At 40.9% G+C, this 20,021-nt stretch carries 14 protein-coding genes; 2 read left to right on the plus strand and 12 right to left on the minus strand.

The features are described from left to right. Positions 1-6 precede the first annotated feature (6 nt). The 10 genes from NYE23_RS10870 to NYE23_RS10915 all read right to left on the minus strand — a co-directional run bounded on the left by NYE23_RS10870 (position 7) and on the right by NYE23_RS10915 (position 13,139). Positions 7-660, minus strand: a complete 654-nt coding sequence (locus NYE23_RS10870; RefSeq protein WP_341077787.1) for a bifunctional 4-hydroxy-2-oxoglutarate aldolase/2-dehydro-3-deoxy-phosphogluconate aldolase — start codon at positions 658-660, stop codon at positions 7-9. A 13-nt stretch (positions 661-673) separates the two neighbouring features. Continuing rightward, the gene (locus tag NYE23_RS10875; protein WP_341077788.1) at positions 674-2,494 is read right to left on the minus strand and encodes a heparinase II/III family protein; all 1,821 of its coding nucleotides are present in this window, start codon (positions 2,492-2,494) and stop codon (positions 674-676) included. 20 nt (positions 2,495-2,514) lie between these two features. After that, entirely contained in the window at positions 2,515-2,919 is a 405-nt protein-coding gene (locus tag NYE23_RS10880) for a PTS sugar transporter subunit IIA (protein ID WP_341077789.1), read from the minus strand. A gap of 30 nt (positions 2,920-2,949) precedes the next feature. Continuing rightward, positions 2,950-3,564, minus strand: coding sequence for a YesL family protein (locus tag NYE23_RS10885; protein ID WP_341077790.1), 615 nt, complete (start codon positions 3,562-3,564; stop codon positions 2,950-2,952). A gap of 80 nt (positions 3,565-3,644) precedes the next feature. Next, positions 3,645-4,844, minus strand: a complete 1,200-nt coding sequence (locus tag NYE23_RS10890) for a glycoside hydrolase family 88 protein (RefSeq protein ID WP_341077792.1) — start codon at positions 4,842-4,844, stop codon at positions 3,645-3,647. A gap of 58 nt (positions 4,845-4,902) precedes the next feature. Then, on the minus strand, positions 4,903-6,366 hold the full coding sequence (locus NYE23_RS10895; protein WP_341077793.1) for a sulfatase family protein: 1,464 nt from the start codon (positions 6,364-6,366) through the stop codon (positions 4,903-4,905). Positions 6,367-6,392: 26 nt separating this feature from the next. Continuing rightward, a complete protein-coding gene (locus tag NYE23_RS10900) occupies positions 6,393-9,800 on the minus strand; it encodes a polysaccharide lyase family 8 super-sandwich domain-containing protein (RefSeq protein WP_341077794.1) in 3,408 nt (1,135 codons plus the stop codon). Positions 9,801-9,968: 168 nt separating this feature from the next. Next, the gene (locus NYE23_RS10905; RefSeq protein WP_341077795.1) at positions 9,969-10,835 is read right to left on the minus strand and encodes a carbohydrate ABC transporter permease; all 867 of its coding nucleotides are present in this window, start codon (positions 10,833-10,835) and stop codon (positions 9,969-9,971) included. A gap of 34 nt (positions 10,836-10,869) precedes the next feature. Next, positions 10,870-11,769 carry a carbohydrate ABC transporter permease gene (locus NYE23_RS10910; protein WP_341077796.1) on the minus strand — a complete coding sequence of 300 codons (900 nt, stop codon included), beginning with the start codon at positions 11,767-11,769 and terminating at the stop codon, positions 10,870-10,872. A gap of 68 nt (positions 11,770-11,837) precedes the next feature. After that, positions 11,838-13,139 carry an extracellular solute-binding protein gene (locus NYE23_RS10915; protein ID WP_341077797.1) on the minus strand — a complete coding sequence of 434 codons (1,302 nt, stop codon included), beginning with the start codon at positions 13,137-13,139 and terminating at the stop codon, positions 11,838-11,840. Positions 13,140-13,252: 113 nt separating this feature from the next. Between NYE23_RS10915 and NYE23_RS10920 the strand changes: the two genes are divergently transcribed. Continuing rightward, positions 13,253-14,761 carry a sensor histidine kinase gene (locus tag NYE23_RS10920; RefSeq protein WP_341077798.1) on the plus strand — a complete coding sequence of 503 codons (1,509 nt, stop codon included), beginning with the start codon at positions 13,253-13,255 and terminating at the stop codon, positions 14,759-14,761. 34 nt (positions 14,762-14,795) lie between these two features. Beyond that, positions 14,796-15,479 (plus strand): response regulator transcription factor, encoded by a 684-nt coding sequence (locus NYE23_RS10925; RefSeq protein WP_341077799.1) that lies wholly within the window; start codon positions 14,796-14,798, stop codon positions 15,477-15,479. 58 nt (positions 15,480-15,537) lie between these two features. On the opposite strand, the gene NYE23_RS10930 is transcribed toward NYE23_RS10925, so the two are convergent. Continuing rightward, positions 15,538-18,735, minus strand: coding sequence for a chondroitinase family polysaccharide lyase (locus NYE23_RS10930; RefSeq protein ID WP_341077800.1), 3,198 nt, complete (start codon positions 18,733-18,735; stop codon positions 15,538-15,540). Between the two features lie 286 nt (positions 18,736-19,021). Then, positions 19,022-20,011 (minus strand): tagatose-bisphosphate aldolase, encoded by a 990-nt coding sequence (gene lacD / locus NYE23_RS10935; RefSeq protein WP_341077801.1) that lies wholly within the window; start codon positions 20,009-20,011, stop codon positions 19,022-19,024. Positions 20,012-20,021: the final 10 nt, after the last annotated feature.

The following is a 20,021-nucleotide window of genomic DNA, read 5'->3' on the forward strand; positions in this document are numbered from 1 at the left end:
CCTTTTTCATGCTAATCCCACGCGAGCCCTTTCGACCTTTTGAATATATTGCCTGGCATTTTCAGTGATTTTCTCGTAATCCCCGTTTATTGCCGGAGCAATGAGGTTTCCCCCCACCCCAACAGCTGCACAGCCATTTCGAATCCATTCCTCTACATTATCGAGGCTTACCCCACCCGTCGGCATAAGCAGCACCTGCGGGAGCGGCCCCTTGACAGCTTTCACAAACTCCGGTCCTAATGCATCACCCGGGAATAATTTAATCAAGCCGGCCCCATGCTCTATTGCCTGTTTGATTTCCGTTATCGTCATGCAGCCCGGCATGTAAGGAATTTGGTATAAATGGCAAAGCTTTGCCGTCCTTTCATCAAAGCACGGACTGACGACAAATTGGGCACCGGCCAAAATAGCGATCCTGGCAGTCATTTCATCAAGTACAGTCCCCGCTCCAATGATTACCTCTGGTCGGTCAGAAAAATGGGAAGCCAGATCCTTAATTACCGCTTCAGCATCTTGAATGGTAAATGTAATTTCAATTGCTTGTATGCCACCTTTTACACAGGCCTCGGAAATGGCTTCCGCTTCTTCCCTGCTATCTGCCCTCACAACGGCTACAACACCAGATTCCATCACTTTGGTTAGCGTCTTATATATTTTCAAGATCACTCCTCCTTTAAAAAAATGTTACTTTCCGGCCATTATGTAAGATTGTCAGTTTATGATAAAGATGCACATTTTGGTGCTTGTAGACTTTTTCACCTACTATGGTATCGTTGGCAGAAATATAAATATCAAAGCTCGATGTTTCTGCTTTTAGCCGGAAGCCCAGAATAAGCTCATCTGCCGGCGGCTTTACGCTTCCGCATTGTTCGATTTTATGCTTCTCGACTGCCAGCGGCTGAGAGGAAAAGATTGATGCATCAATGCCGCGATTTTCGAAATCCCTCTCTGCAATTAATGTCGCCCGATTGCTCAATTGGTTATAAAGGCTTGAAAAAAGACCGGTGCGGCAGTATGTCTGTTTATTTTCCAAGAAGTAGGCAAAGTTCATATTCTTATTACCAGCTAATATCCAATTGCCATTTTGATTACTTACTTTGATCTCAGGGCTTATTTGAAAATATCGCTTCATTGTATGAGAACCTTGGCTTTCAGCATGGTCTACAACAATCGCGATCCTTTCCTTTTTTATAAAAAGAACCGTTCGCTGCACAATATAATCAGTATGGGAAAACGTACACTCTGCCACGAGAAAATCTGCCGTTTCTTGAACCCGATTTCCTAAGGCCTGCCCGACATAATGATAGGACCAGGAGTCTCTAATGGACATGAAGGGGACCTCGTCAACAAGGACAGTGCTATGGCTTTGGGCTGATTTTAATAAGTTTCTGACTGGCCCTTCCTGATAGGTAAATCTGCCGGAATCACATAAGACTCTTTCCCCGTTAAGGAAAAGATTCATTTGACCAAGACTTGCATGTCCATGTCCGCTCCCATGGCGGCCATTCCATATGCTCAAAAAATCCTTTTCTGTTTTGTAGAAAATATTTCCGCTATCATAGCCTGTAAACAACTCAGGCCTATCCGTTCTTAAAAATTCTGCTAACAGGGTAAATTCATCCCCGATAAAAACATAGTCGCTATCATGCAGAGGAACTAAACAGCCATTCGGATATATCATATAATAAGCGGCATTAACGGCCTGTCTAACCGTTCCTTCAAGATCAAACGGAGCCATAACCCCTAACATGTTTGCCGTCTTGCAAACTTCAGCTAAAGAAAACATCACCTCAAAGTGGTACAAGGGTGATTGCTCCCAATGGACGCCGTCCCGATGAAACTGGATTTCGCATTGACGCTCAAGCTCTTCCCATGCCCAATTTACCATTGCCTTTGGGACGAGATCTTGGCATATGATAACCGTCTGTAAGATTCCAGCTATTTGCAATACTCCCCAATTGCTTAACGTATAGCGGTCCTTATATTGTCCTTTAAGAAAAAGAACTTGCTGCTTAAGAGAAATAAAAATCCTATCCAGCTCATCATCCTGCAATTTTCCATAAAGAATCCGCAGGCACTTCATCCAGCTTCCGCATCTGATTCCTGTATCAATCGTCCGCCATGATGTTCGAAGTTTCCATTCCTCATATGGATTATTCTCGATCCAATCAAAGACGAGCCGTTTCCAGCATTCCAGATATTTAATATCATTTGTTTCCGAATATACGTTTGCCAGGTCAATGAGATATTCTTGCCGATTCAGCATAAAAATCCATTCTTCATCCCCATTCATCGCCCGATTCCAATCAATCTCCTTAAAGTAATAGGGTATATAACAAGCCTCCATGTCCAACGGTTTTTTAAACACAAATATATTTGAGCATAAAAGATTGGCATTTAAGCAAGCGGCTTTACGTTCTTCCTTGTTCAAAAAGGGCATTTGATGATGGGATGAGCATGTTGCTAAATTTTCTTTCAAACTGGTTAAATCCAATTCAAACATCTCCATTTCAGTCAGGATGAAAGATAATGCATCACGTCCTTACTATGGGACAAAGCCTGTTCAATGAGTGCTGGCGCTTCCTCTAAGGAAGCTTCCTGAAATTGAAATTTCATCACCAAATCTGTTATGGCGCTTAAGGACATTCCTGAAATAAGGAAATGTTCAGGGGAGTATTGATTTTCGAGAATAACACGTGCAATTATTTGATGCGGAACACTGCTTGTTAAATCAGCAAAAATAATTATCCGGTGATGTTTTTTCAAAAAATTAATTAATTCTGTTTCATACTGTTTATGGCTCATCTCTTCTGAAAACTCAAGGATGTCTAACTTTGGTTCGTTTCCCAATAAAAAACGGAGGGCAGATACAACTCCAGATGGAAAACCGCCATGACCTGTTATTAAAATTTGATGCATTCTCCGTCCCTTCTTCCCTGAATTTTTCTTTCATTGGACAAATGCTGTTTGGTCCTCAGCCTGAACGTTTCCCGTTTTAAGAAACCCTTTAGACACCAGTGTATAACTCAGATAAGCTGTGATGCTAAAGCAAAACAAAGTTGCTGCCGGAAAATAATAAACAGCCCCGGCTGCCCCGGCAAGAACTAATAATGTAAGAAGTGTAAAATGCAGGTTTCCAACCGAGAGCAGCAAGGTATTTTTAATGACATCTTTTAAAGATCCACGGTAATGTACTATGACAGGAAATATGGTTACTGAGGCAAACACATATACGATACTTAACAGGAAGAGAAACGAAAAAAGGACGTATTTAAAGTTCGAATTCAACTGATTTGTTATAAGGAAATCTGCAATCAGCAAACAGGAAAAGACCAGCCATATGGCACCAATAAGAAAGCTTTGCTTAAAGTTCTCCTTAAAGTGCCGGAAGAAAGCAGATGCTAGTCTAATATCCTTATGATTCTGCCACTCCCGGACTACTCCAAACATAGCAGTGGTTGCCGGGAAAATGGTCAATACCGGAAGGCAAAACACCAGCCAAAGCAGATTCAGCAAAAAAGCATTCATGATAAATTCCATTGTTCGATAAAGCTTGCCATCCATACCATTTTGTCCCCTTTCTTAATTAGAGAGGAAAGGGGTACGCCAATCAATTGATTGTACGCCCTCCTAGACCCTGTCACCTACCAGTACATTTTCCAATCCTTTACAAGTCGTATTAATGCTTCAAAATAGTAGTAATCTCCCCAAATGCAGCTCTCATCCACTCCGCGGCGGCCGCCTTTATAATAGACAGCATGTTTAAGAATTCCATTTGCTTCACTGCCAACCTCAGTCGTATAGTTTTCATACAGTGATTTAATCATCAAAAGGGCAGCATTTTCATAGACTTTTTTCTCCTGGTCCAATAATGGCAAATGCTTTGACATTTCCAATAGTCCGCACACTGCGATAGCTGCTGCAGAGCTGTCACGTTCCTCATCACCCTCTGTAAAAATTAAGTCCCAGTAGCAGATATGATCTTTCGGCAATCGATTTAAATAATAGTTTGTCAGATTTTTCGCTAATTCTACTAAGCTCCAATCAGATATGTAGTGATAGCTGAGAGGAAAGCCATAAATGCCCCAGGACTGCCCGCGCGCCCAGCAGGAGTCATCGGAATAACCCTGTCGTGTATTGCCATACAATGGTTCACCTGTCTCAGGGTCCATATAGTAAGTGTGGAAGGTGGAGGCATCCGGTCTGACAATATATTGGGCTGCCTGATTTATATGTTTCTCAGCAATATTCCGGTAAGTAGGTTTGCCAGTCACTTCAGAAGCCCAATAAAGCAGTGGCAGGTTCATGTTGCAGTCAATGATCATCCTGCCGCGTTCACTTGGATCGTTAAGATTTCCCCAGGCCTGTATTATTCCCGCTTCTTCGTAATATCTGGTAATTAATAAATCAGCGGCCTTAAGGGCAATTTCCTTTGCCTCCTCATTTCCTGTCAGCTTGTAAGCACTGACACAGCTAAGTGTGTATAGAAAGCCAAGGTCATGATGGTCAACCTCAATCCGTTTTTCAAGCCGCTCTCTAAAGCTTTCAATATGCTTTTCAGCTATTTTTCGGTATTTTTCAAGCCCTGTATATTCATAAGCAAGCCATAGCATGCCGGTCCAAAAGCTTGTCGTCCATTCCACATTTTCAATCGGCTTATAGACAAGATTTACACTGCTGGAATCAGGGAATTTATCTGTGAACACATCCAGGCTTTGATCTATTTTTGCTAACACATGTTTTATAGCTTTTTCGACAAAAACACGGTCTACAGCCGGAGTTTCTGTATAACGTTCAATATTCTTAATTGGTTCCTTTTGTACTTCTCCAACACTTATAGTCATCTCACTGCACCTCTAACTTTGTAATTAATCTTTCATTCACTAGGGTTTAGTCCTCATCCTAAATTCTTTTTTTTGGTGTGACATTAATGCATGTTTGCCTGTCCATTAATCTGCGATAAAAAGGATCATTCAAATCCACCAGCCAGCAGCAGAGCTTTCTTTCGAGCTCCTTTGCAATCGGGTGGGATTCGGGATAATCAATGTGTTCTGGATGGAGCTGGTATTTGTCCTTTTGCAAATCGTATAGCAAACGGATTTGTTCGTCGCCCGGGGCATAGCCATGATGGATCACATAGGTAAACTCATGGGTTCGAATGGCTCGCCATCCATATTCGCGATTATTTAGTCCCGCTTTCTGAAATGCTTCAATAGCTTCCTTCCTTCCCGGATAGGCACACATATACGCTTCCTCCGGTCCGCTGATCTGCTGATTTAAAATGCAGCCTGACAAATCATTCCCCTCGACCGTATCAGGAACATCTAATTTCATGAGGCTGAGAAGGGTTGGCATGATATCAACCGTATTGAGCAGCAAATCTGTTCTGATTTGCGGAACCTTCTTTGGCCAGCGAATGCAAAATGGAACTCCGATCGACTCTTCGTACCATACATGCTTCGCCATCAACCCATGAGAGCCCATCATTTCTCCATGGTCAGAAGTCAATACCACAATCGTGTTCTCTTCCAGCTTTTCTTCCTTTAAATACTTTAAAATCCTGCCGAAGTGGTCATCTATTCCAGATATGGCTGCAAAGTAATTCAATTGTTTATCCTTTAACTCTTCCATGCCTCCATCCATTGCTTCCCCGGTATGAACAGAGAAAGCGGATTGGTTCACGTTTTCCCTTAGTCTTATTCGTTCTCGATTGTAAAGCTTCCGGTATTTTTCCGGCACTTGATCAAACGGACTATGAGGCGGGTTCCAGGATAAAAATAATGCAAACGGCTGATCATCTCTTCGTGATTGAATATAATGTATCGCCTTGTCTGTCTCATGCTCCACTGACCATTGGTTCACGTTAATTTTCTCCGGGCAATCCTGCCAGTAATGCGGTGTGAGATGCTCATCCCATGCCCCATACGAATACCAATATTGGAACCCATGCCTTTTCGGTCCAGGTGGAGTATACGCATCCCAGCCGGCTGCACCGGATACCGGCTGGTCTGTTTCATTTAATTCCGGCAAATCGAGATGCCATTTTCCGATATATCCAGTCTGATAGCCATTTTCTGCAAGTACTTCGCTAATACAAATTTCATCCTGACTTAAGCTGACATCTGCTCCAACTTTGCAATTCGTATAGACCCCGGTACTGTTTGGATACTTGCCTGTAAGCATGGATGCCCGGTGGGGAGAACATAATGGAGAGCATGTGACGGCATTGGAAAAAATTGTGCCTTCCAGTGCAAACGCATCTATATTCGGTGTAAGCACATCATCCTCCCTCTCAAACCCTACAGCCTGCCTGCGCCATTGATCTGCAAAAATATAAATCAAATTGGGCTTTTGTCGTCTCCCCATAGTCTCTCTCCTTTTTGTCATTTCGTTTATCTGATTGATTTCGGATTATAGCCTTTTTTGCTTGGTATCATTTTTAATTTGGCGGTTAACGATTTACCGTACATCTGTTTAACATTCACCTTCAGCTTAATCGAAGGCTTGGTTCGCTCAACCTGTATTTGTTCATCTGCTTCTAAAACCTTAAAGGCTTTTCCGTCAATGTTGATTTCAATCCACCCGCTGTTTTGCATCGTTGGATCCGAAACGGCCAGCTCCAGCACTCCATCCTTCTCCTGCATTGTAATGGAAGCTTTTTGGTAAACAGTTAACGGACCTGCCGATTGCTTTTCATCCAGCCAGAAATTAGCACCGATGATGTTTTTCTTTAAATCCTGAACCGCTTGAACGGCAGAATCGTTTCGAAGTATTTTAATATCCGGTTTTGCAGCATAATTTCTTGTTTGCTCCGGTTTCAAACCTGGCAATAACACATAAGAATACGTTTCGTTTGCAGGGTTCAACCCATGGTCAAACCACATGGCTGTATAAGAACGCGTTATTTGTTCAGCCGGACCGCCATAATTAATGTCCTTCCAGGCGCCTGTACGCTGTTCTTTTTTCACCGTGAGCGTTTTAACTTCAGGGAAATAGTAACCAATATCAGCCCCGGAAACATTTCCTTCCAGGTGTGCCCACTTGGCTTCTGCAGCTTGCAGTTCACCTTCGTTCAGCTCCTGCTTTTCACCATTGATAAGAAGCTGATTCGAGCCGTTATTCCGGATTTTGCGATTTTCAACAATCGTTTCAATCTGCCTGTTATCATCACTGCTGATTCCTGCACCGAGAGCAACAATTTCATCATCAAACATAAACCATGATTTTTTGGCTGATAGCGAGCTGTTCCAGGCTTTGTAAGACATGCCTGCAGATCCATACCGGTTTAGCGTTGAGCCTCCTGTCCATGATTCTGATGAAGTGTGTTCACCGCTTCCATCGGCCCTCTTAATCGTATCAACCGTCGTGCCAGGCATCCGGTACGGGTCTACTGTTGGCCAGAAGTCATCGCTGTATTGTGCAAGATCGGCATTATACAAATACGTCATCCCTTCTCCGGTATACCATCCTTTCCGATTTTCATCATTCATATCTTCATAGTTTTGAATTCGGTTTGAATACATGCTGATACCAAAGGCATAGCCCGGTTTCCGATTAACCACCCGATCCATTGAAGCAAAAGTCTTATGATAATTAAGCTCCCCCCTTGGAGTGACGGACTGATTCTCAAGAAGCTGATTAGCTAAGACCATATCCCGGAAGCTGTTAGCATTGGCAAAATAATCGAAATACGAATCTTTCTGCAGCCAATACTTTGCCATTCTCTTGTATTTTTCCTTGTATGGTTCCGGTGCAAATTGAGCCATTCGAATGACCGTTTTTATAACCGTTTGGCCCGCCTGATGGTCCTGAAGGAAATCACGTGAAATCGCTCTCCCTCTCACCATATCCATTAAAGCTCCTTTATACATAAACGGTTCATACGCTTCTTCAATCCAGTCATAAACATTGTTCACTTTAGAGTCCTTTACATCCCATGCCGATCCGTTTAATAACTCAAGCATTTCTGTTAAGCCTTCAATTAACACAATTCCATAGGAACCTGTGTAGGAAATATTTTCATGCTGCACAAAAGAGCCATCATCATAGAATCCATCCCCAGCTGTTACGTTTTCAAAAGTTTGACTTAGGGCATCTCTGGCAGAAGCGATTTTTTCTGCATCTTTTACAATTACTCCCCGTACTCCAACCACCTTACTGACATCAATCCTGTTAGCTCCGACAGCTTCTCGATACTTTTCAGGAGTTGTTGCTCCAGATTTCGTTGGATCCGGCTGAAAATGGTCTACAGTCTCTAAATAACGATGAATGGTTTCCTGATCCAAATAATCATACAAAAGCACCAAAATGTTGTTTAATTCTTTTGGAACTCCAATTTCCCAGTGCCACCAGTTACTATATTGAACGATAGATTCGTTATAGCGATTCTCATAAAGCCATTCCAACGCATCCGATATATCTTTCAGTAATTTCGGATGGCGATAAAGGGGTGAATGTTCATTAGAAAAAGCCATAGCCATTGCGGTCAAATTCCGATAATTATCACGGATGTCAGCAGAATCCTCAGTGCTTGCATATTTATACCACAAAAAAGTCCGATCATTATTCCTATCCATTGTCTTCCATAATAGTTCAGCTTTTTTTGATTGATTGAAAACCATTTCTTTCATTCGTTCATTTGAGTCATCATAAAAGTCAAGACTGGTCAATTGGGTTTCCCATTTCTTTCGGAGAACGTCGTATTCATCCTGTATGGAAGGTGAAACAGTCACTTGAATTTCCTTTTTTAATCTCCCATCTGAAGTCTCAACTGTAATTACAGCATTTCCTGGTGATTTAGCTTCTACAAGTCCTTTCTGAACAGAGACAATATTATTATTGGAAGAACTCCATACCAATTGCCCTGCATCTCCATTCTCAGGATCAACTTCTGCTTGAAGTAAGCGCACCTGCTCTGCATTAAGCATAAGTTCTTTTGGACTAATTTCGAAGTCTTCAATTGCTGGCTGTTCTATCGCATCATTTCTTTTCACTTTGACCGTGCTGCTTGCTGTCAGACCATTATCCGTCACGGCCGTTATGACAGCTTCGCCTGCCTTCACCCCCTTCACCATGCCGTTTTCCACTTTTGCAATTGATTCATCAGTCGAAAACCATGATATTTTAGAGCTTGCACCTGCCGGCTCAAGCTTTACATGTAAATCAGCTGTCTCCTGCTCTCGAATGGCCACTTCCTTGTTTTCAATTTCAATTGAAGTTGCCGGTTCTATCGATCGTAATGAAACATCATCAAACATGACTGTTCCTGTGCCTGTTTCAAAGAATAGCTGGACACGAATCCTGTCTGCATTTTCAGGTATCTTTATCTCCATTTTGATTTGTGACCAATCATGGGTTCCAGTTAATCGTGAGGAATAAAGAAGGCCAAGCTGCTGATTTCCATCATAGGCAGCTACTCTCATTCTTGCTCCCTGTTCACTCACAATATTTTCTGTTTTTAACCATGTACTTAATTGATAGGTTATATTTCCATTTACAAGTACATCCTGTGACACGGCAGTTCTCGATGTTTGTTCAGCCGAAATCAGCAGCCCATACTTACCTGTACGGCTGGCTTCCTCGGAAATAGATACAAAGGGACTTCCAGTTGGTTTCCACACGCTCCAATTAAGTGCTCCCATTTGGTCCCAGCCAGCATTTGGTGTTTCTGTACTTTCAAATCCGGTATTTAACAATCCTGCAGATCCACTTGCCATAGTCGATGGCACATGGACAGCCACTGCCATCAATAATGAAAGAATAATTAAAAAGGATAATCCCCTTTGATATTTTTTGTTCATCATTTCGCTCCTTTATGCTTTATCGCAGTCTAACTAGGTACCCCACTTTTAGTCAGAGCAAAGACAGGAGATTAATGGGGTTAAATGGCCCGTTGGGCAAGATGGTTCTTCTCTGCAATCAGCAAGGGAGGAGTCAACGCGCTCCCAAAACTCCCACTGATCATGTGTTTACTTAATTCCGGTATTTGCAACACCCTTAATAAAGTGATCCTGGGCTAGGAAGTAAACAATGATGGTCGGCACAATCGCCGAAACAGCAGCAGCCATCAGAAGGGCATATTCCGTGTTATACTCTGTAATAAAGTGCTGAATTCCGAGTTGCAAAGTATATAAATGATCGGATGTGAGGTAGATTAATGGCCCCAAAAAGTCATTCCAGGAATGCATGAAGGAGAAAATGACTAGAGTAGCAATAGCAGGCTTTGACAAAGGTAATATAATCCTCCAATAAATCCCAAATTCACTCAACCCATCAATTCTTGCTGCCTCCAGTAACTCATCCGGTATCGATAAGAAAAATTGCCGGAACAAAAAAACACCAAACGGATTAAACGCTCCCAGTATAATCAGTGCCCAATGAGAATTAACGAGACCAAGCTGCTTCATCAGCATAAACTGCGGAATCATCATGACTTGATAAGGAATCATCATCGTTGCAACATAAATAAAAAATAATCGATTGCTTTCAGGGAATTTAATTTTCGCAAAAGCATATCCAGCAAGGGAACTATTGATAATGACTAAAATCGTTGTAATGACAGCGATTTTTAAGGTATTCAAATAATAAAGATGGAACGGGACAGCCGTCCAGACCTTTGTGTAATTTTCCCAGCGGAATGTTTCTGGAATCCATTTAATCGGAAATCCGAAGATCTCCGTTTCTGCTTTTAATGAAGAGGACAACATCCAAATAAAGGGTAATATCATTACGACCGACATTAGAATAATCAAAAGATATCTGATGATTTTGCCTCTAGATATTTTTTTACTATTTACCTCTTGGGCAGGAACAGAAGCCTCTGTTGCAATATTCATAGATTTTATCCACTCCTTTCTATTATTTTCTCTATTAATAGTTGACCCATTTTTTTTGTCCTCTGAATTGGATAATAGAAATCACTAAAATCAACAAGAACAATACATAAGCCATTGCTGAGGCGTACCCATACTCGAATTGCTTAAAAGCGGTATTATAAATGTCGTATACAAGAACATGGGTTGATCGGCCAGGCCCGCCACCGGTCAGAACGTATATTAAATCAAATACTTTGAATGAATTAATAACACCTATGATGGTTGTAAAGAATATTACCGGGGACAACATTGGAAGTGTGATATTAAAAAATTTGGAAATGGATCCAGCACCATCCAATTCGGCAGCTTCATAAAGATAATCCGGAATATTTTGAAGACCCGCTAAAAATAAGACCATGTAATAACCGACTGAATGCCAGATATAAACAATGGAGACGGAAATTAAGGCCCAGGTTGGGGAAGACAGCCATCCAGGCGGTTGTTCGATACCAAGCTTCATCAATGTTCCATTTATTGGTCCCAAGGTGGGATTAAAAATGAGCTGCCATACAGCTGCAACAGCAATCGTTGCCGTAACATATGGCAGGAAAACAGCAGTCCTGAAAACTTTTACAAACCGAATTCCACGATTTAATGCAACCGCGATTAAAACAGAAAGGAATAAGGTAACGGGAACAGAGATTAACATAAAGAGGACACTATTAATAAAGGAAATACGGAAATTAGCATCATATATTAATTGTTTATAATTTTCAAAACCAATAAACTCGATACTGCCAAAGCCATTCCAAGAGGTAAAACTCATACAAAATGAGGCAATGACAGGAATAAGAATAAATACCAGAAAGCCAATAATGTTTGGCAGAAGGAAAGTATAAGCTGTTATCCGATTTCTACTTATGGTCATTGATTTTGCTTTTTTACCAAGCCTCATTCTTTTTTCACTCCTTCTGTTAAAACTAGGCACTGCTTATATAAATAACAGAGCAGTGCCCGCTGTTTTTACTTTTCTCCGTATTTGCTGGCCCATTCGCCTTTTACACGTTTTCCAATTTCTTTGATCGCATCATCCACTGAACGCTGGCCAAGCAGGGCAAGCTCTCCCTCTTGCTTAAATATTTGTTCGACCACAATGTTTTTCACGCCAGGCAGCATTGGATATTCTGTATATTCTTTAGTTTCTAAGAAATAATGAAGGCTTTCTGGTTTTTGCTTGCCATCACCCAGATATGCTGATTCGACATCCTTATCCATATATCCGGTTAAATAGCCTTCTGAGGCAAGGAGCTCCGCCCCTTCTTTGCCAGTCATATACTTTAGAAATTCAAAAGCTTCTTTAGGATGCTTTGTATTTTTGTTCATCATAATGCTGACAGGCAATGCCAATGAGGTATTTTTTGCTACACCCTCTGGATGAGGAATTGGTGCAACATCCCAATCAAACTTCACTGTTCCTTCCTTTTCACCTTGACGAAGCTGGGCAACATGCCAATCTCCAATGATATTCATCGCAATATTTCCTTTTTGGAATGCTGCATTGTAATGTGCACCAGTTGTTACCTGTTCAGACCATTTCATGATTGAACCGTCTTTCTCAAGGTCAATCCTTAATTGTAATGCATCCTTAAAAGGGGTTAAGTCTTTATCTATGACAGATGCTCCCTTCTGAACAGCACTCATATACCAAGTTGACGGCCATTGCTGTAAATAGGCGCCATATACTTTATCTTCTCCGCTCCCATTAGTCATTTTTTTCGCCAATTCCCTGAAATCATCCCATGTCATATCATCACTTGGATACTCAATACCTTTTTCATCGAAAAGGGTCTTGTTGTAATAGAGCATCCAATTGGATTTACGATATGGAAGGCTCATAACTTTTTCTTCATACTTATATGTGTCATACATGGTCCCATATCCTGAAACATCCATACCGCTTTCCTTAATATATGGATCAAGCGGTGCCAGGATCCCAGTGTCAATCATATTATCCATTTGCCCGGTAAAGAGGTCATATCCATCTCCTCCCGAAAGCTGCATGCGGATTTTTTCATAATACTGTTGCTGAGGGAATGTTTCGAATGTGATATCAACATTGGGGTGTTCCTTTTTGAAATTTTCATACCCTTTCTTGAAAACAGCTTCATCTGCAGGAAATACAGCCATTTTCAAACTAATTTTTCCATTGGAACTTTTTCCATCATCAGTTTCCGCATTCCCTTTTTCAGCTGCACCATTCGAACAGCCCGCGATGATTCCAAGAAATAGAATTAAAACTGTCAATAAATAAAATCCTCTTTTCATTGATTTCTCCCCCTTTTTTTTTTAATAGATTGTTATATACTTAGTGTAAGGGTTTTCAGTATTCTGAATAAGTAGAAAATTTTTTTCCCCTCTTTTAACCAGGAGTGACAAATATGATTTATCTATGTTTAATTTTTATGGTATTTTTAATCTTTTTTATTTATAAAAACCTTAGCAGCCGATCAGTCTTCTTTCTATGCACCTTAACCATGGGATGGATTTTGGCGTATATTTCATTTACCCTCTATCTATCAAAATTTAATTATTATTACAATGTGGTGAACCAATTTATTGATTTAGGCCCTGGCACTTGGAGCAGGCTGGTACTTGGTAATTTTGATACCCATACCTTAATTCGGCTTTTCAACTTAGGAATTATATTGTTTTATTTTTCCTTTTTAAGCTTTTCCATTTCATTTACAAGCAGCCTAAGAATCAATCCGAATTTGCGATCCTTTTATTTTGCACTGGCTGTTCTCGGCATGATGCAATTTCTTTATTATGAACCGGGTATCAACCTGTACCTTCAGGACGTATCATTTGGAACAGAGAAGCTGACCAAGATCTATAAGCAATATATCAGCACCGGAGATATTGTGTTTCAATCGATAAATTATGCTCATCTCCTTCTCGGCCTAGCGTTATTTACATACTATTACATTCGCTATTACAAACTGAGATCGATTCGCAATCATACCTTTTATACGTTAATTAGCTTGCTGCCGATTACCTTTCTACACCTGTTTATTTTTTACTGGGCCCCTTCCAATTTTGTTAGAACTACATTTAGTGAAAGTTTTGTCAACTATCAGCAGCCGCCTATTAATCTATTTTTAATTGAATATCGTTTTTTTCCTCTGATAGCGATTTCAGCGATCGGCATCATGATCTACAACATCTACAAATACAAAGCAAATGAGGCACGCTATTCAAATATCAATGTTATTACAAAGAAAAAAATTGATACCGCCTCTCTGGGAATCCGGGCATTTACCCATGCCATCAAGAATCATCTGCTGGCAATTCGTTCGGAAACCGAATACTTACATGAAAAACTCGCGCATGATGAGGATGCTCTCTATAGCCTTAAATTGATTACTGATTCGTGTGAGCAGGCTTTTCACAGCATTAATCAAGCAAACGAAAAGCTTCGGCAGATCACCTTAAACATCAAGGCTGTTCCGTTATTGGATCCAATTGAAAAAGCCATCCAGCGATTTCCGTCTAATCTCTCGAATATAGAATTTCAGTATAAAAAGCCAGATTCAACAATTGTTGTCTACATGGATGAAACCCAAATAAACGAGGCAGTTTATAACATCCTGAAAAACTCAATAGAAGCGCTAGGAAGCACCGGCGGGAGAATTTCAGTGCATCTAAACCAGGTAGATCAATGGGGGACGATCACGATTAGAGATAACGGCCCCGGCATTGACGCGGAAGACGTGGAAGAAGTATTTACTCCATTTTTCTCAACAAAGCCCAGTATTACTAATTGGGGTATTGGTTTATCTTTTTGCCATAAAGTTATAACAGGCCATGGAGGTAAAATTGACGTAACAAGTGAATTGGGAAAATACACGCAATTTGACATATTATTGCCACTGGTCAAGAGGGTATAAAATATACCCCTTACACTTTCGGGGAGGTATTCTAGTGGAAAATATACATATTTTAATAGCAGACGATATGGAGGCGCATCGCAGAAGGCTTGAAAGGATCATCAGCAGTGTGGAGAACCTTTCTTTATCAGCTTCTGCAAAAAGCGGTTACGAAGCTATTGCTTATGCGGCGATTAAAAAACCTGAAATTGTTTTAATGGATATTGAAATGGAAAGTCAGATGGCAGGTATTAAAGCAGCTTCAGAGATTCATAAAATTCTACCCGATGCGAAAATTATAATGCTGACAGTGCACCAGGATAATAATATTGTGTTTGCAGCCTTTCAGACGGGTATTGTCGATTACTTAATGAAATCAGCACCAAAAGAAGAAATTATCGAAGCCATCTATTCTGCAGCCAACAACCAATCACCGATCCGCCCGATTATTGCTGAAAAAATCAGGCAGGAATTTGCCAGAATTAAAAAATCAGAAGATCAGCTTACCTATTTCTTTAAAATTATCGCCAATCTGACTCAGTCTGAACTAGAGGTGCTAAAGCTGTTGTGCAGCGGATTAAAACGAAAGGAAATTGCCGAGATCCGCACAGTTGAAGTAGAAACAATAAAAAAACAAATCACCAGCCTATTGAAAAAGTTTAATAAAAATAGCACAAGGGAAATCATCACCGAAGTTAACGAACTACGACTTTTTGAGTTTATTAAGGATATATCTTAAATCAAAAAGAGGTAAAAAAACCTGAAAGGGTTTTTTACCTCTTTTTTTGTTTTCCTATTTATTTAGGCTGCAGTACAGCTTCCAATGGTTCTGCATCCTTGCAATCAAATTGTATAGTTGTGCGATTATTCTCAGCTGAAACTACTCTGATTCGGCTATCTTTTGAAAGTAGATCCCACTCCCCCTTTAACGTTAGTTTTATTGGGCGCATTATGCTTTCAGCATGGCGCCATTTTCGTGAATAAATACTCACTTCTTTTTGTACACCATTTTCATCATATTGATCGTGTTCAATCCCTTCATATAACCTTAAGTCAGGGTCTACAGCACTCAGGACTAGCTTTTCTCCATCTGTACGGGTCATAACCATGGAAGGAGTATCAATTGCATGTATAGGACCTTGATTAATAGTTTCACTGGCTTCAAAGAAAGCGTATCCTGTAATACCAGTAGCACGGTCTTCTACAATATGAGCCATTTGATTTTGCTGCAGTACAATATATGGCGAATTATCCTTATTTTCCATTGATTCTGCAAACTTTCTCATTTGATTTTCAGTTGTATCTACTAAAACTGCATATTGATATTTGCCATCTTTTGGAGCTTTCCCGTGGTCAAGCCAAGCTGTCGAAAAATTGCCGGATGTATTAGAGCCATCCTTTTGATGCTTAGACCACTGCTCTGAGCGTGATATTGAAACGGTTTGTCCTGCCGGTACATAATAACCATTTGCCTTATTATCTATAATCCAGGCATCCTTGACAAGACTTTGCTGATTTTGATAAGGAAAATCTGTTATGCCTCCCGTTTTTGACATCCACACAGGATCCGTTTCAGCTTCCATGTAATTTTGGAACAAAGTTGTTTCAGTAGGATATTCACTGTTTGAATTTTCAATATTTGAACCAAGGGCTACAATTCGATTATCAAAAAAGAAATACGACTTACGGGCTCGGTGGGTACCATCATATTTTGGATGTTCATGAAGTTTCATAGCAAACATACCATTTTGCCCTTGAAGGCTCAAACTTCCCGAGTAGGTTTCATCAGAAATCAGCATTTCCTCAAAACCGCTGAAATGGTCAACATTTCGCACATCTGAACGCAATTTTTCGAATGGCAAATGAATAGTGGTTGTACCAGGCCAACGATTCCAATCCCAGCCCTCCTGTGCGTATCCGCTATCCCGATGATTATAAGAGCCCATAATTTGCATATGGCCATACGACATATAGCGGCCATATAGATTGGCATTTTGATAGGTTTCATTTCCCCATAAATAACGGCTATAGCCTCTTACACCAACAAGCCAGTTGTCACGCCTATGAATACCAAGGTTGGCGTAGTTCATAGACCAATGGCCATGTGGATCCGCTTCAGAACCAATACCAAGCTGTTTAAAATAACGGACGGTTTCATCTTCTTTATCTGCCAATCTTAAATAAGCAGCAGCCAATTCACGGTCAATTGCCTCATTTCCATCTGGGGATCCAGCCAAAGCCATGTACCGGTATGGAGGCAGCACCAAAGCTCCTTTACCATCTGGATGGCGGCCAGCCACACTAATCAGCCATTGAGTTTTGTTTGAGTACAGGCGCATGGCCAGTAATGCTTTTTTCAATGTTTCATGGGCTTCTTGATTAACACTAAAAGGGCTGTTTGATAAAACATACATGATAGGAGTAACCCCATTAAATGCATCTTTGGCATAAGCTGGATAATGGTTAGCATGATGATAGGCAGACCCGTCCTTCTTAAAGGCGGGATCCAGACCCTTAGCCGGCAAAAGTACCCGTGACAGCCAAGTTGAAAAGCTCTCCATATCTCTAATTTTTTCTTTTGTATCCTCTTGTACAAGAATACTGGCAAGCATCCCATTTAGAGTAGTATTTAAAATGTCGATATTGCCGACAACCATTTCTTTAGGAGTATAAATCTTGCCGGCTCCACTTAACCAGAATAACGTTTTTTGGGTACGATCTAGCAGCCCAGCCTCTTTCAAAACACCGTGCATAAGGAAGGACGAAGTATAAAATCCGCGAATATTGTAACCCAGATGATGCATTGTTCCTTGTCCGCTTCCATCCATCCAGCCCTGGTCTGCCAAATGATCTGCTAAGTCAATATATATAAATTTTAATTCATTTTTTATAGACTCATCTTCAGTGGAGTGGTACGTATTAGCAACTAAATTCATAAAATCGGTAAAAGTTCTTAAATCTTCTGTTTGACTTAAATCCTTATATGCTTCTTTTAAAATCGAAGGAAATTGATCGAAATGAGGCATATACAAAGGATTGCCATGAATTACTCCATCATCTCGAGTTATTCCAAAGGAGGCAAAACGGGAGCGGATCTCTGCCATTAATGCGTCTGTCACTTTCTGCTTCTTAAAGACTAAATCTTTAAACTTGGTTTCAACTTTTCTTATTCCTGCTAAGTGCTCTTCTGTTATTTCCGATTCAGCTACTGGCGGCGTGAGATTCGAATAGTGCAAGAGACCTAGCCAATGGGCGTTTGCAGCTTCCATAACTTTCGGGTTAACAAATGGAACTTGTTTGTCAGGTGTGTGGTGACGAGGATCAATAGGGGTCGACAACATCATGGAGTCAAAATGTAATGTACCTGATTGAGATTCTGGTGCAACAATTGTCATGCGGTTCATATGCGGGTGTGGTTTCCCCTCCATATCACGCTCAAACGAAACCCATGCCGTCCTCCATCCTTTAAAGTTTAAGTTCATTTCAAACCAGCTATCAACATGGTTTCCTCTGCCAAACTGAAAAGTGGCTGTATCATCAATTGGCTCTTCATTATAAACCCAGACAACAAATGATTGGATTGCTTGATCCTGACTATTTGGAATAAAAGGAGTAAATTCAATATTTTCTTTTATTGTCAGTTCTGAGCCTCCTGTAAAGTTCCATTTTAATGATTGCTGTCCGTCCTTTGAGTGAAGACTGTCAATCTCAAGGTCGCTGTCACTTTTTGTTTTAAACGAATTGGGTACACCATTTTCAAACAAAAAGAGCGGAATTCCTATATCTTTTGCCTCCTTCTCCAATTGTAAGGCACCGGATGATAAATCATACTCGCCTGCTGCCGTATCGGCTGCAGGATCTGTAAGATCTTTGGCAGCAGTTTCAAGTGGAGCGGCCGTAATGGTGGCCGTCAATGAGGCGATTATAGGTAAAACGGCAAATTGTTTTCTATAACCTTTGATCTTTTTTTTATGCCTGTCCTTTAATTCTTTCATTCTGCTCTCCTTCTCCTTTCTCATTTAGCAAGCAATAAGGGGAAACGCTTACAATATTAATTTTAGGGCAAATTGCTGCTTAGGTAAGGTGAAAACTTTTTACCCCCATTACTTTATCGCGATAATATTGCGGAGCAGGAGCCATTAAGAGAAATGAAATTAACTGCCGCTGCTGTGATAAATAAGGTTGCCATTGTTGCTGTTTCTCTTCCTTTTCATAAAAAATAAAAAAGAGATGATTCTTTCTCCAAAGATAAAGAATCATCTCTTTACAGCAAACAAGCACCTATCCAGAAACCTTCCCAAACCAAGAACTGGCCGTTTCTTTCAAGACCTTATTCAGCTCCTTAATATTCTTTCTCCCTGTATCCTGCAGCCATGCACGTGCAGCTTCCACACCTCTTTCAGCAAATGGGGCGACGCCATTTTTCCAGGTTGCACGTCCACATAAAACGCCGTTAAAGGTGGAGCCGGATTCCTTTGCGAATTTTAATGTTTCCTGAAACAACTCCGCGCTTACACCCGCACTTAAAAAGATAAATGGCAGCCCGGTTGCCTCGCTTTGCTCTTTGAAATAGGCGGACGCTTTTTCCTTGCTATAGGCGGTTTCACCTTCTGTGTATCCTTCTGTAAAATTCATATCAACCGGAACTTCAACCTTTAAGACATCCACTTGATAACGCGGATTGGAGAATTCCCTCATGGCATCAATCACCTTATGCGGTTTTACCTTTGCATATTCCAGGCTTTTTACATCATCTATGCGGGAATCATAGGTGACAATCTCAAGGAAAAATGGGATATCCTCGGCCGCACATTCAGATCCCACGCGCTCCATAAAAACATGCTTGTAGTCATTAATTTTTTCACCTTCATCCACATCATAATACAGTAGAAATTTGATGGCATCGGCTCCAGCATCCTTCAGGCGTTTAACAGACCATTCATCCAGCAAATCAGGCAATCTGCCCACAGCCGTTGCATCATAGCCTGTTTTTTCATAGGCCACTAATAACCCTGCGTCTGGATGCCGGACTTTGGCAGCAGGAAGGCCATATTCTGGATCTAATAGAATGGAAGTTGCGAAAGGTGTCAGCCCCTCAGAAACTAATTCCTTAAAGCGAATGATGCCCTCATCCCCGACATCACTTGTGTTTCCGGCGGCAATCATTTTCTTCAGTGAACCGCGCTGATCAATCGCGAGAGCTCCAATAATTCCATCTTTATCTGATAAACGGTTAAGGGCTTCTCGCTTTGTGTTTGTAAGTGTTAACATTGTAATCACC

The organism is Cytobacillus sp. FSL H8-0458 (assembly GCF_038002165.1).
Lineage (GTDB): Bacteria > Bacillota > Bacilli > Bacillales > Cytobacillaceae > Cytobacillus.